This window comes from Loigolactobacillus backii (assembly GCF_001663675.1).
Lineage (GTDB): Bacteria > Bacillota > Bacilli > Lactobacillales > Lactobacillaceae > Loigolactobacillus > Loigolactobacillus backii.
This window is the reverse complement of sequence record NZ_CP014873.1, coordinates 1446810-1460237: the sequence shown is the minus strand read 5'-3', so window position 1 is coordinate 1460237 and position 13428 is coordinate 1446810. Positions and strand designations below refer to the sequence as shown.

Below are 13428 nucleotides of genomic sequence, written 5' to 3'. Positions count from 1 at the left end.
GCCAACAGCAGATGTCAATTTTCATTCTGTTTTACACCACTTAATAAACAAAAATAGCCCATAGTGGCGGGCTATCGACTAAATAATTCTCTTAGAGCTTAAATTTTAAAGTAAATCATAATTTATTCATTTAACGTATTTTGAGAGTGGAGCAAAAATCGGTTTTGAGTTTAAATTCAAACTTTTGACGCACGTTCTAAAGCAATGATCGGAAAGAATAAGCGGCTAGGCTCTTTGTCACACTTCCTCCGGTAAACTATTTTTTATAAACTTTCAACAAGCAAATTAGCCTATTTTAAATTCGTCATTGCTAAAGGATCAACCCACGCATTAAATTCTTGTTGAGTAACCAACCCAGATTTTAGTGCTGCTTCCTCTAAGCTTGTTCCCGCCTTCTCTGCTGCCTGGGCAATCTTGGCACTAGCATGGTAACCAATATGTGGTGATAACGCTGTAACGGTCATTAACGACCGATCAACTAGCTCTGCCATCCGCGTTGGCCTAATTTCTAAACCCGTAATTAATTTATCCGTAAAGCCTTGGATGGTACCCTGCAGTAAATCAGTCGATTCCAAAAACGTACTAATTAAAACTGGCTTGTAAACGTTCATTTCAAAATTACCTTGACTGGCGGCAAGCCCAATTGTAACGTCATTGCCTAAAACTCGCGTTGCCGCCATTGTGAGCGCCTCGGCTTGAGTTGGGTTTACCTTACCTGGCATAATTGACGACCCAGGTTCATTGGCCGGAATTGTTAGCTCACCATAGCCTGCACGAGGTCCACTGGCCAAGAAGCGAACGTCATTGGCAATCTTGAGTAAATCACTAGCCAACGTTTTTAAAGCGCCATGGACCACGTTTAGGCCCGAATGTGCGGCTAGACCATAAAATTTGTTGGTTTTGGCCGTAAAAGGTAGCTTATATACTTGGCTAAGTTTTTCGGCAACTTTATCCGCAAAGCCCGGTGCAGCATTTAAACCTGTGCCCACGGCCGTACCACCAATGGCCAGCTCATAAAGCGTTGGTTTTAACTGTTTTAAAAAGGTCTGATCGTGTTCTAACATACTGACCCAACCACTAATTTCCTGGCCAAAAGTGATCGGTGTGGCATCCTGTAGGTGGGTACGCCCAATCTTAACGACTTGCCAATATTTATCTTGCTTTTGCTTCAATTCAGTAATTAAATGAGTCACCGTTTTCTCTAAAGCGTTCACCGCAATACTTGCAGTAATATTCATCGCCGTCGGGAAAACATCATTAGAACTTTGCCCATGATTAACATCATCATTCGCTAAAATTTTCAACTCTGAATTTAGCTTAGCAGCAACGTGAGCAACAACTTCATTAACGTTCATATTAGTTTGGGTTCCGGAACCAGTTTGATAAACTGATAACGGAAAATCCCGTTGCAATTCAGCATCATCGAGGTCTAGCAACTGATTAATCGCCAGGGCAATTAAGTGCCCCTTGGCCACTGGTAGTTGTGCTAGCTCGCCATTGGCCATTGCCGCCGCCCGTTTAATCTGTAGCAAGGCACGAATAATAGTAAGTGGCATCTTGGGTCCAGTTGTAAAATTGTGCCGACTACGCTCGGTTTGTGGCCCCCACAATGCTGTTACTGGAATTTTAACCGGACCAATCGTATCTTCTTCAATTCGATAATCAACCATTAGAACTCTCCTTTTTTTACCTTATTATAAGCGACTTTCAATATTTCTATCTTAACGAACGCCAACTTCTTTTTAAAGCAAATTCCACGATTATTAATTAAGAAAAGGACTTGATTTCCTTTTACGCAATCATTATTTCCCCTAACCTGGTTTCAACTGCTACTTGAGCATATAAAAAAACAGTCAGCAATCACCGACTGTTTATCAATTTCAAAATTAACTTAGTTTACTTTACTTGCAATTGCTTTTACCTTAATAGCAATCAAATCATCAACTGCAACGTGTCGGTAACGACCATTAACACATAGTTGATTAAAAGTTTGGGCCCTAGCTTCTTTTTTTGTTGTATTATGACAGATACGCTGTTCAGAAATTACCTGCCCAGCCCTTTGATACCGACACTCCACTGCATAATCCTGCGCTTTACTAAAGAACACTTCGGACCCTCCCAATTTATAGTTTCTTTTTGTTCAGAAACCATTTATTTTTCGACATGAGAAGATTCTAGCACTTTTATTTTTGGACCGCAATAGTTCTGAGAAAACATTTTTCATTTATTGCAAGTACGGCTCTGCGGCTATAAAATGGTAACTTTCTACTGTAAACAAAAAAACACCCACCAAATAAATTGATGAATGCTTTTAAAACGTTGATCTGATAAAATATTAACGTTTTGAGAACTGTGAAGCTTTACGAGCTTTCTTCAAGCCTGGCTTCTTACGTTCTTTCATACGTGGGTCACGAGTTAAGAGACCTGCACGTTTTAAAGGACCACGGAAGTCAGGGTCAACATTAAGAAGTGCACGGGCAATACCATGCCGAATTGCACCAGCTTGACCAGAAAAACCGCCGCCATTTACGTTAACGTAAACATCATAGCTATCATTTGTTTCAGTTATGCCAAATGGTTGAATCATATCTTGGCGTACATTTGCAAATGGAATATAATCTGTTTGGTCTTTACCGTTGATTGTAATTTTGCCAGTACCAGGGACTAAGCGTACACGCGCTACAGAATCTTTACGCCGACCAGTACCAATATATTGAACTGTTTCTGCCAATTAATTTCCCTCCCTTAAATTAACTTTGAAATATCCAAAGCTTTTGGTTGTTGTGCAGCATTTTTATGCTCAGGACCTGCGTAAACGTGCAATTTCAAGAATTGCGTACGACCCAATGTGTTCTTTGGTAACATCCCTTTAATTGAGATTTCCAATAAACGAGTTGGGTTTGTTTCGCGCAAATGACCAGCAGTAACCTGCTTCAAACCACCTGGATGAAGGGTATGATGATAATAAATCTTTCGGTCTGCTTTTCGACCAGTCAAGCGAATTTTTTCTGCGTTTACAATGATGACATTGTCACCTGTATCAACGTTAGTTGTGAATGTGGGTTTGTTTTTACCGCGAAGGATAGAAGCCACAGCTGCTGAAAGTCGACCTAACGGAATATCCGTAGCATCGACAACGTACCAGTTATGTTCTACTTCGCTGGGTTTTGCTAAATAAGTTGATCGCACGTGTATTTCCTCCATTTTTCTGTGTCTGTTTGAACACCTAATAAGTTTCCGGGGCTTATTGTGGGGCAAACAATACCAGCTACAATCATAACTATTTTCTTTAAGAATGTCAATTCTAAAATGGATAAAATTTGTTAGTAACCTTCAACTTAAAATAGTAAAAATGAAAATCTACCAATATTTTTGTGAAAAGTGCATAAAAGCCTTTCGCTGCTCGCAATTCTTGTTTAAAATAGATAGTGTTAAGGGAGTGGAACAAAAGTCGGTTTTGGGTTCACGTTCTAGCGTAATTACTCAGTCTTCACCTCAAATACATAAATGATTAAAGGAGTTAAGTAACATGGCAGATCATACGAAACATACGAACCACATTACACATCATCGGCCACACCGCCCATTTTACAAACACAGATGGTTCCGACGTTTACTAGCAATTATCATTGTCATTATTATTTTAGTTATTATTGGTCTTGGTGCTATCTGGAAAAAGAATGCACTTGCTGAGCAACTGCACAATAGTAAGGTTCGTTTTGAGCAGACTACTACCAACACCTCCACAACTAATAAGCAGTCGGCACAGACAACGCCGCTAACCTACACGGCAATTGGTAAGATTAAGCTTGGTGACTTAACTAAGAACGCTGTGAACGGCACTAGCTACCAAACGCTTACGCAGCAATTCGGCCAACCGAATAAAACTAAATCGGCTACTGTTCAAGGAGTTAAGACCAAGGAAGTCACTTGGACAAATGTCACTGGTAGTACCAGTAAGGCAAAAGTAAAGTTTAATTTAGTTAAAAATCACGTTTATAGTAAGGATTTAACTAATTACCAAGCCAAATCACGCGCAAAAAGTATTACTGTGGCTGATTACGATACTTTAACGGCTCAAGCAACCACTTATAAAGATACAATTGCAACTTATGGTAAGCCTGATAGCTACCTAGAGCAGCGTATCTCTGGAAGCCATTTAGGTTCTACAATATCTGTTGTTGGTAATAGATTTTCATCTATTACTGATGACAGATTTTTTATTTATGGCTAGAATAAAAAAGCGGACATTTCCTGTCCGTTCATCCAAGTCAACCACCACGAAGATTTTTCAGAAAGAAGGAAATGCCCTATGTGTCATGATACTACAAAATTATTATTAGGAATAGCTGACGAGAACCTAAAAATTACTGACGGTGAAACTGGAGAAGACGGGGTTATTCGCTTAACTGGCCACTTGGATTACACGCCGAAGGCTTGTCCCAAGTGCGGGATTATCAATGATCAAAAGATTATTAACTACGGCTGGCGCAATACCACTATCAGATTCTCGAAGGTTCTGAGCAACACCGTCATCTTAGCCTTAAAGCGCCGCTATTTCCACTGTAAAGAATGTCACGGCAACTTTCTTGCACAAACATTGGCAGTTCCGAAACACTGTACAATTTCAAACACCAGCCGCAAAGAATGCCTAGAGAAGCTCGGTGAACCGGTCTCTTTGAAGCACATTGCCAATGAAGTATCGGCATCAGATTCATTTGTGGGCCGCCAGTTAATGCGCGCTGAACGAGACTTTCAAACCAATTGGCACTATTTACCAGAGATCATCTTAATGGATGAGGTGAAGAGTACCAAGAGCGCTACTGGTGCCATGAGCTTTGAGTTCATGAATGGCGAAACCCATGAATTAATCGACTTACTCCCTTATCGAACCATCAATAAACTAGAGAAGTATTTTTACCGCTTCGATCAAGCTGCCCGAGAAAACGTCAAAATTATTGTGACTGATATGAATTATACCTACCCCAAGCTTGTGCAGACCGTGTTCCCCAATGCCATGGTGGTCATGGACAAGTTTCATATTATCAACGCCCTAAATCGGGCGTTTAACAAAACCAGAATCAAGGTGATGAAGAAGTTTACCCCGTCTTCTCGCGAATTTCACGCCCTTAAGCGCTACTGGAAGCTGTTGTTAGTACCAACTGAACAGCTTAACTTTGAACAATTCAAAAAGTGGACTAATTTTCCTTACTGGATGGCTGCCACCGATGTTGTCCATCAGCTGTTATCGTTGGATTCAGAACTAGAACAAACTTATCAAGTCTTAAACAGCGTCCGGTCAGCTGTCCAACATCAAGATTGGCATAACTACAATGCGGCATTTTGGAATAACAAAACGTATTCTGAAGAAATGAAGAACACGATTAAAACACTTGAAAGCCATCATGATGAGATTCGTAACACCTTTACCACACACTATTCAAATGGTCCTTTGGAAGGTTCTAATAATAAAATCAAGGCGATCAAACGAGCCAGTTTTGGCTATCGCAGCTTCTGGAGGTTTAGAACTCGAGTACTATACGTTTTCAAAATCAAAACAAAAAGAGCCCTAATCACGAAGTGATTAGAACTCGAAATATGGATTCACCAACAACAGTTGACGAAGAGCCATAAAACTAATTCAAGACCATTAGCTTACTTAAAAAAGCCAAAAACGTTTTTTCTTTTTAGCAACTTGGGTAAAGCCAGTTGGCACAATTAGATCACCATTTATAATAGCCTTAGCATTGTTTTGGAACGTATCAACGAGTTCTTGCCCATTTTCCTTACGAAGCTTGTCAAAGGCACGCTTCATTCTAAAATTGCGTCCTTTTAGGTTATGCGCATCGGAAGCAAAAACAAAGCCCAGACCCGCATCAATAATCTGCTGCATGAACTTCATGATTTCATCCCCAAACACACCAAGATAGCTACTGGCAGTCAGCTGCGTTAAGCAGCCACTAGCAACTAAATCATACAAAATTGTTGGATCAGCCTGAATACCTTGGTTTCGTTCAGGATGCACAATAACTGGAATAATATTCCTTGCTTGTAAATCAAAAATCATCCGTTGCGCGTATGCGGGAACCTCTTGGTGGGGAAATTCTAACATTAGGTACCGATTGCCAGTATCTGCGAAAAGAATGTCATCCTGATCCAAGGCGGCCAAGAGATCTCCGGTTAAGTGAACCTCTTGTCCAGGAAAGACTTTTAACGGGATTTTTGCTTGATCAATTGCTTGTTGAAATTGAACCGTATGTTTAATGACTTTTTGCTTGTGGTTAGTGTAGTCGCTATCCATATGGTGCGGTGTTACTAAAATATGTGTAATCCCGTTTTCAACGGCAACTTGGGCCATAGCCAAGGATTGGGCCATCGTTTTTGAACCATCATCAACACCTGGTAAGATATGACAATGTAAATCGATCATTTCTTATCATCTGTTCCGTAATAGCCACCATAATAACCACCATAGTAGCCACCGGAATTCTGCGGTGTCACTCGATTCATAACCGTCCCTAAGATTCTTGCGTGAACTTTATCTAATAACTCTTTTGCTTTTAAAATTGCAGCCTTTTCAACTATTCCTTGTGGCGTCACCAAAATTGTACCATCAACCTTACTGGCAAGAATCTGAGTATCAGTGACAGAAATTACTGGCGGTACGTCAAACAGTACTAAATCAAAATGTTCTTTTAAAGCCTCAATTAAATGATTCATCCGTTCAGTTGCTAAGAGTTCAGCCGGATTAGGCGGAATTGGTCCACTTGGTAACACGTACAAATGATCAATTGCGGTTTCAGTAATTGCCTGATCCAGATTTAACTTTGGATTAGTTAACAGGGTAGTTAAACCTTGTGAATTACTGACCTGGAACGTCTGGTGAACTGTCGGCCTTCTCAGATCGGCATCAACTAATAATACGTTTTTGCCTTGCCCGGCCCACGTAACTGCTAAATTACTACTAACAGTTGATTTACCTTCTGATGGTCCTGCTGATGTTACTAAAAGGGTTTCTAACTTACGGTCGATCATTGAAAATTGAATATTTGTTCTGATCGTTTTAAATTGTTCCGCAATTGTTGAAGTTGGGTTTGATAATGTATAAAGGTCAACACCATACTTCATACTCTTATCTTCTAATTTTTTCTCTTTACGTCGAAATAATGCCATAATTTTTATTAGACCCTTCTCTCGTTAACGGTTCGCCTATTTTCCACTTTACTAGAACGTTTATTGACTACGTTATTATTTTTCTTTGTCAAATCTGATTCTGGTATGCTATTAATAATTCCCATATTAGTCAGGCCAACAGTATCACTTAAGAATTCCTCATCCTTAACCGTTGTATCAGTAAACTCACGTAAGAAAGCAATCCCAATACCTAATAATAATCCGAGAACGACCCCGATTAATAAATTGAGTTTTAATTTAGGCGAAACGGCAGTCGTATCCGGTCTAGCCTTAGAAATGATTGAAACGTTATCAACATTCATCATTTTACTGATTTTTTGCTTAAAAACACTGGCCGTCGTATTGGCAATATTAGTTGCCATATACGGATCGGAATCCTTCACGGCAATTGCAAATACCTGTGAGTTCTGTTGACTAGAAATACTAATCTCGTTAGTTAGCAGATTAACGTCACCTTTAAAATTACTGGTCTTATGTAGTTGTGAACTAACATCACCTAAAATACTAGGGCTAACAATAATGTCTTTATATGTATTAATCATCTGGACATCCGTTTGAACCTGTTGGGCCTGTAATGCCTCGGATGTCTGTTTACGATTAACCAAAATTTGTGTTGAAGCACTATACTTAGGCGTCAAAAAAAAGAAAGTAATTATAAAGGCCAACGCGGTGACCAAGACTGTTGACCAAACAATAGTCTTTACGTGTTTCCGTAAAATACCTAAAATATGTTCTAAATCCAACGTTTCGTTCATGAAATACCTCCATCAATTTCATTGCGATAGCTTACTTTATCTACTAAAAGTTTATCCGAAGAGCGCGCAAATACCAAATCTATATTAAAGATTTACAAGATATTGTCCAAATAAGTAGAAATTCTCCATAAAACGCCTACTATATTATTGCACTAAACCTCCATATTTTACCGCTTATCACTTACTTGTCAAGATTTACAAGAAAAAGATCATCAAATTAAAATCGTAATCTCATTTAATTTGATCGGCAGGCCCATCACCATAATAAACTTTTTCGAGGTACAGCCCACTCGCTGCTGCCGTAAGCCGAGCCTGTCTGCGATCCTTAACTGCATAAAGTCGAGGAATATCATGTAATGCTCGTCGCCCATTACCGATCTCCAGCAAAACACCAACCATAATTCGGACCATATTGTACAAAAAGCCATCACCATAGAACTCAAAAATAAGCTCGTTATTCGGTTGGTCAAAGTGAACCGTTGAGGCATAAATGGTTCGAACCTTGTTTTTAATACTGCCCCCTGATGCCGCAAAACTGGTAAAGTCATGGGTTCCAATATAATCTTTAACCGCAATTTGGACTTTTTTAACGTCTAAACTATACTTCCAGTGACCCGTGTAAAAACGTGTAAAAGGATTTGTATAATAATCAAGGTTAACACGGTAGCGATACTTTTTACCAGTCGTATTATAGCGTGCATGAAAATTAGATTCAGCTATTTCACAAGCGACAACCTTAACATCCAAAGGTAACAAACTATTAAGCGCCTTTAACATTTTTTCGGCGGGCAGTAAAAATGGAAAGTCAAAATGAATTACCTGGCCCAGGGCGTGGACACCGGAATCGGTTCGTCCAGACCCACTGACTGGAATTCGTGAAGACTTTGCCATTATCATTAATGCTTTTTCGATAACACCTTGAACTGTGCGCTGATTAGGCTGTAGCTGGAAACCAGCGAATTGGGTACCATCATACGCCAACGTAACTTTATAACGTACCACCATTAATTTTATCCGTCCCTTCTCATAAAAAAAGAGAATGGGCGCTAAATCCCACCTCACAAATTATCATCAACGTAAGATTACTAAAACAACGGTTACTAAGGCAAAAGCAAGTATCGTTAAATTATCCGCAAGTTGCCACGAAAGAACACGGTACTTACTCCGCCCCTCACCACCTTGATAGCCGCGGGCCTCCATTGCCGTTGCTAGATCCTCGGCGCGGTTAAAGGAGCTTACAAACAAAGGAATTAGCAATGGTACAATTGCTCGCATTTGTTGGAAAATATTACCTTCCCCAAAATCGACTCCCCGTGCACGTTGCGCATTCATAATTTTTTCCGTTTCGTCCATTAAAGTTGGCACAAAACGTAACGCAATTGACAGCATTAAGGCAACTTCATAAACGGGAAAGTGAATGACTTTTAGTGGCTTCAAAAGTGACTCAATCGCATCGGCCAAAGATAGTGGCGGTGTCGTCAAAGTTAATAAAGTTGACATAAAGATAATTAACACAAAACGCATAAAAATATAAATCCCGTTAACAACACCGTAACTAGAAATGACAATTGGCCCCCAGGACCAGTAGACTGTTCCACCGCTTGAAAATAACATTTGCAGTAAAACAGTGAATAGAATCAGCCAAATCAAAGGCCGAACGCCCTTAATAAAAAAACCTAGCTTTATTTTCGTTAATAAAATTGCAACCATTGTGAAAAGAAACAAGAAAAGATAAGTTTGCCAATTATCTGCAAGAAAGATAATCCCAACAAAATAAAAACTCATTAACAACTTAACTCGTGGATCTAATCGGTGAACTATTGAATCACCCGGAATAAAACGTCCCAATAATAATTTATTCGACATTATCGTTCCTCCCGGCCTGTGGTAATTGTGGTAACAACTCGTCGGCCAACTCAGTTTCGGTTAATGGCATCTGCTTAAACTGAAAACCCTTTTTAATTAATTGGTCCGCAAATGCAGCTGTCTCGGGAACACCTAATTGTTTATCCCGCAACCATTGAACGTTACTAAAAACCTCGCGCGGTGTTCCGACTTTAACCACGCCACCATTTTCCATGACGACCACTTGATCAGCATAATTTGCCACATCTTCCATTAAATGGGTAATTAAAATAACCGTTAATTGATTTTCTTGATGCAGCCGCTGAACCATTCCCATTATGTCCCGCCGACCCTCTGGATCTAATCCGGCTGTGGGCTCATCTAAAATTAAAACTTCTGGTTTCATTGCTAAAACACCGGCAATTGCCACCCGGCGCATTTGACCACCAGAAAGATCAAAGGGTGAACGTTCCAAAACGGCATCTTTAAGTCCAACCAGCTGAACCATCTCTTTAGCTCGCTTTAACGATTCCTCTTCACTAACACCAAAGTTCATCGGTCCAAAGGCAATGTCTTTTGCTACTGTCTCTTCAAATAATTGACTTTCAGGAAATTGAAAAACCATCCCGACTTTTTGCCGAATGGGTTTTAAATTTTTGTTATTGGTTTCTGGAGTAATGACCCGGTCGCCAATCGTCACAGTCCCACTAGTTGGTTTTAGTAATGCGTTGAGATGCTGCACCAACGTTGATTTTCCACTACCTGTATGGCCAATAATAGCCGTAAAAGCATGATCGCGTAAAGTTAAATTAATCTCGTGTAACGCACGACTCTCAAAGGGAGTTCCAACTTGATAGGTGTAGCCTACATCTTTAAATGTGATGTCCATAACCAATCAACCATCCCTTCTTCATTTAAATATTGCGCAGGAACGATAGTACCACGCTTACGTAATGCCGTTCGTAAACGCTCGGCGTAAGGAACATCAAGACCCATTGCAATTAGCCGATTACCGTAAGCAAAAATTTTTTCCGGGGTACCTGATTCTTGTAATTGTCCATCATCCAGGACAATAATTCGATTAGCATTTTCAGTCTCATCAATATCGTGAGTAATCGATAAAACGGTCATGTTTTCTTCTTCTTTTAACTTTCGAACAATTTCTAAAACCTCAACCCGTCCTTCAGGGTCCAACATACTCGTTGCCTCGTCCAAAATGATAATATCCGGCTGCTGGGCAATAACACCTGCGATGGCAACTCGTTGCTTCTGCCCACCAGATAGACGTGCTGGTTCCCGTTTAGCAAATTCAAGCATGCGCACACGTTTTAATGCCTCATGAACCCGGGTCACCATCTCTTCACGGGGCATTCCGTGATTTTCTAAACCAAAAGCCACATCATCCTCAACCGTTGCGCCAACGAATTGATTGTCTGGGTTTTGAAATACCATTCCGATTTTTTTGCGGATATCCCAAACACTATCTTCAGTTAAGGTTATCCCACCTACTTTGATGGTTCCAGAATCACCTTCGCCAATCGGTAATAGCCCATCAATTGATTTGGCAAGCGTTGATTTTCCGCTACCGTTATGACCAATAATAGCCACCCACTCACCCTGATCAACTGAAAAATTAACATCTTTCAACGCCGGATGTTCCGTTTGCTGCGGGTAGCGGTAATTTAAGTTTGTTACGTCAATAATTTTCGCCAATCTTAAACTCACCTTTATTTAAAGAAGTCATTAAATAAAATAATTGTCTATTAGGCCAATTGGTCAATCTTAAAAAATACTAATTAAATACCTTGACTAAGTTTTAACCATAAAGTCAACCAACATTATTCTGACTTCCGAATTTCACAAGAAAATACAATTAAAAATTAAACAGTCTCCTTGCATATTAATGTTTCAATAATATCATACTTAGGCCGTTTACGTTCTAATTTTTAACGGGATTATAAATTAACTTCGAAAAGTTGTCTAAGTATTTATTCAGTAAAAAAGGAGTTACGTTTAACCGTCATCCTACACGATTAAACGTAACTCCTTTTTGAACACAAAAAAATCACATTCCAAATTGTGTTCCGGTACAGCACCAAACGGTTACGTGTACTGGCCGACCATCGAGCTAGACTTGGAAAAACAACTAACCAACATCATAACACTCTAGTCAAAACAATTCAGAAGTGATCCTCCATAATTAAGTTAAATCATACTATGATTTAACTTCGTCTCGCAGAACTACTAGTCTACCAATTGTAAAACTACCATTGGTGCACCATCGCCGCGACGAGGCATTGTCTTGTAAATGCGGGTATAACCACCAGTACGATCAGTGTAACGTGGGGCAATATCGGCAAATAATTTTTGTAAGACAGTTTGAATAACAACGTTTTCGTCTTCTTCATGAACATCAGCGACCTCATCACGAACAAAAGCAGCAGCATGACGACGGGCAGCTAAATCACCCTTTTTACCTAAAGTAATCATCTTTTCAGCTGTTTTACGAACTTCCTTAGCACGAGCTTCAGTAGTTGTAATCTTTTCATTCATGATTAAATCAGACGTTAAATCGCGAAGTAAGGCCTTACGTTGTGAGCTTGTGCGACCTAATTTACGGTAACTCATTAACAGGTTCCCTCCCTTGGTTGGTTATATTACTTAAATGTCACTAGTCCTCTTTACGCAAAGAAAGACCAAGATCAGCTAACTTAGCTTTCACTTCTTCAAGTGACTTACGACCTAAGTTACGAACTTTCATCATATCGGCTTCAGTTTTATTAGTGAGCTCTTGAACAGTATTAATACCGGCACGTTTCAAACAATTGTATGAACGTACTGATAAATCTAACTCTTCAATCGTCATTTCAAGCATTTTCTCTTTATGCGTTTCTTCTTTTTCGACCATGATTTCAGCGTTTTTAGCGTCATCAGTCAAATTAACGAAGATATCCAAATGCTCGGTTAAAATCTTAGCCGCCAAACTAATGGCTTCTCGAGGATTGATAGAACCATCCGTCCAAACATCCAATGTTAACTTATCATAATCATTGCGTTGCCCAACACGGGTACTCTCAACTTGATAATTAACACGACTGATCGGGGTATAAATCGAATCAATTGGTAAAACACCAATCGGCATATCGTCTACCTTATTATCTTCAGCAGCGACATAGCCACGACCTTTACGAACCGTCATCCGTGCGTGGAAATGTCCACCACTAGCGACAGTGCAAATATAAAGATCTGGGTTCAAAACTTCAACATCACTGTCGGCTTCAATATCACCAGCAGTTACTGTTGCTGGACCTTTGACGTCGATTTCGACTGTTTTATCATCATCTGAATCCAACTTCAAAGCAAGCTTTTTTACGTTCAAAATAATCTGGGTAACATCTTCCGTTACACCATCAATGGTTGAGAATTCGTGCAAAACACCATCAATTTGAACACTTGTGACGGCAGCACCTGGTAATGATGCCAATAGAATTCGCCGTAAAGAATTACCCAAAGTCGTCCCATAACCACGTTCTAGCGGTTCAATGACAAACTTACCATAGTTTGTACTTTCATCAACTTTGGTAATGTTTGGTTTCTCAAATTCGATCATTTAGCTTCTTACCCCTTTCAAAAC

The 13428-nt window shown here is 39.8% G+C and carries 15 protein-coding genes; 2 read left to right on the top strand and 13 right to left on the bottom strand.

Features of this window, described 5'->3' with window-relative positions; genetic code table 11:
- Positions 1–290: 290 nt before the first annotated feature.
- The 4 genes from AYR53_RS06460 to rplM form a co-directional block, all read right to left on the bottom strand.
- The gene (locus AYR53_RS06460) at positions 291–1670 is read right to left on the bottom strand and encodes a class II fumarate hydratase (protein WP_068222947.1); all 1380 of its coding nucleotides are present in this window, start codon (positions 1668–1670) and stop codon (positions 291–293) included.
- A gap of 221 nt (positions 1671–1891) precedes the next feature.
- On the bottom strand, positions 1892–2107 hold the full coding sequence (locus AYR53_RS06455) for a hypothetical protein (protein WP_068222941.1): 216 nt from the start codon (positions 2105–2107) through the stop codon (positions 1892–1894).
- A gap of 228 nt (positions 2108–2335) precedes the next feature.
- Positions 2336–2731 (bottom strand): 30S ribosomal protein S9, encoded by a 396-nt coding sequence (gene rpsI / locus AYR53_RS06450; protein ID WP_068222939.1) that lies wholly within the window; start codon positions 2729–2731, stop codon positions 2336–2338.
- 14 nt (positions 2732–2745) lie between these two features.
- Complete coding sequence (rplM, locus tag AYR53_RS06445) at positions 2746–3189, bottom strand: 50S ribosomal protein L13 (RefSeq protein WP_068222934.1); 444 nt, start codon at positions 3187–3189, stop codon at positions 2746–2748.
- A 340-nt stretch (positions 3190–3529) separates the two neighbouring features.
- Here rplM and AYR53_RS06440 point away from each other — a divergent pair, with 340 nt between their 5' ends.
- A complete protein-coding gene (locus AYR53_RS06440) occupies positions 3530–4234 on the top strand; it encodes a DUF3862 domain-containing protein (protein WP_068281097.1) in 705 nt (234 codons plus the stop codon).
- Between the two features lie 78 nt (positions 4235–4312).
- Positions 4313–5584 (top strand): ISL3 family transposase, encoded by a 1272-nt coding sequence (locus tag AYR53_RS06435; RefSeq protein WP_068279055.1) that lies wholly within the window; start codon positions 4313–4315, stop codon positions 5582–5584.
- Between the two features lie 75 nt (positions 5585–5659).
- Here AYR53_RS06435 and AYR53_RS06430 read toward each other — a convergent pair whose 3' ends face one another.
- The 9 genes from AYR53_RS06430 to AYR53_RS06390 all read right to left on the bottom strand — a co-directional run bounded on the left by AYR53_RS06430 (position 5660) and on the right by AYR53_RS06390 (position 13404).
- Positions 5660–6430 (bottom strand): tyrosine-protein phosphatase, encoded by a 771-nt coding sequence (locus tag AYR53_RS06430; RefSeq protein ID WP_178378352.1) that lies wholly within the window; start codon positions 6428–6430, stop codon positions 5660–5662.
- Positions 6427–7173, bottom strand: coding sequence for a CpsD/CapB family tyrosine-protein kinase (locus AYR53_RS06425; protein WP_068222928.1), 747 nt, complete (start codon positions 7171–7173; stop codon positions 6427–6429). The genes AYR53_RS06430 and AYR53_RS06425 overlap by 4 nt, the downstream gene beginning before the upstream one ends.
- Before the next feature lie 8 nt (positions 7174–7181).
- Entirely contained in the window at positions 7182–7949 is a 768-nt protein-coding gene (locus tag AYR53_RS06420) for a YveK family protein (RefSeq protein ID WP_068281099.1), read from the bottom strand.
- Positions 7950–8180: 231 nt separating this feature from the next.
- Positions 8181–8951, bottom strand: a complete 771-nt coding sequence (gene truA / locus AYR53_RS06415; protein WP_100071634.1) for a tRNA pseudouridine(38-40) synthase TruA — start codon at positions 8949–8951, stop codon at positions 8181–8183.
- Positions 8952–9020: 69 nt separating this feature from the next.
- A complete protein-coding gene (locus AYR53_RS06410) occupies positions 9021–9815 on the bottom strand; it encodes an energy-coupling factor transporter transmembrane component T family protein (protein ID WP_068225451.1) in 795 nt (264 codons plus the stop codon).
- The gene (locus tag AYR53_RS06405) at positions 9805–10683 is read right to left on the bottom strand and encodes an energy-coupling factor ABC transporter ATP-binding protein (protein ID WP_068226249.1); all 879 of its coding nucleotides are present in this window, start codon (positions 10681–10683) and stop codon (positions 9805–9807) included. The genes AYR53_RS06410 and AYR53_RS06405 overlap by 11 nt, the downstream gene beginning before the upstream one ends.
- On the bottom strand, positions 10659–11507 hold the full coding sequence (locus AYR53_RS06400) for an energy-coupling factor ABC transporter ATP-binding protein (RefSeq protein WP_068225452.1): 849 nt from the start codon (positions 11505–11507) through the stop codon (positions 10659–10661). Before AYR53_RS06400 ends, AYR53_RS06405 begins: the two co-directional genes overlap by 25 nt.
- Before the next feature lie 531 nt (positions 11508–12038).
- On the bottom strand, positions 12039–12422 hold the full coding sequence (rplQ, locus tag AYR53_RS06395; protein ID WP_068225453.1) for a 50S ribosomal protein L17: 384 nt from the start codon (positions 12420–12422) through the stop codon (positions 12039–12041).
- Between the two features lie 43 nt (positions 12423–12465).
- Positions 12466–13404, bottom strand: coding sequence for a DNA-directed RNA polymerase subunit alpha (locus AYR53_RS06390; protein WP_068225454.1), 939 nt, complete (start codon positions 13402–13404; stop codon positions 12466–12468).
- Positions 13405–13428: the final 24 nt, after the last annotated feature.

What these genes read in the sequence shown, in the direction of transcription:
- AYR53_RS06460 (WP_068222947.1), bottom strand. Translation starts at nt 1,670, where the DNA reads ATGGTTGATTATCGAATTGAAGAAGATACGATTGGTCCGGTTAAAATT.
- AYR53_RS06440 (WP_068281097.1), top strand. Translation starts at nt 3,530, where the DNA reads ATGGCAGATCATACGAAACATACGAACCACATTACACATCATCGGCCA.
- AYR53_RS06435 (WP_068279055.1), top strand. Translation starts at nt 4,313, where the DNA reads ATGTGTCATGATACTACAAAATTATTATTAGGAATAGCTGACGAGAAC.
- AYR53_RS06430 (WP_178378352.1), bottom strand. Translation starts at nt 6,430, where the DNA reads ATGATCGATTTACATTGTCATATCTTACCAGGTGTTGATGATGGTTCA.
- AYR53_RS06425 (WP_068222928.1), bottom strand. Translation starts at nt 7,173, where the DNA reads ATGGCATTATTTCGACGTAAAGAGAAAAAATTAGAAGATAAGAGTATG.
- AYR53_RS06420 (WP_068281099.1), bottom strand. Translation starts at nt 7,949, where the DNA reads ATGAACGAAACGTTGGATTTAGAACATATTTTAGGTATTTTACGGAAA.
- AYR53_RS06410 (WP_068225451.1), bottom strand. Translation starts at nt 9,815, where the DNA reads ATGTCGAATAAATTATTATTGGGACGTTTTATTCCGGGTGATTCAATA.
- AYR53_RS06405 (WP_068226249.1), bottom strand. Translation starts at nt 10,683, where the DNA reads ATGGACATCACATTTAAAGATGTAGGCTACACCTATCAAGTTGGAACT.
- rplQ (WP_068225453.1), bottom strand. Translation starts at nt 12,422, where the DNA reads ATGAGTTACCGTAAATTAGGTCGCACAAGCTCACAACGTAAGGCCTTA.
- AYR53_RS06390 (WP_068225454.1), bottom strand. Translation starts at nt 13,404, where the DNA reads ATGATCGAATTTGAGAAACCAAACATTACCAAAGTTGATGAAAGTACA.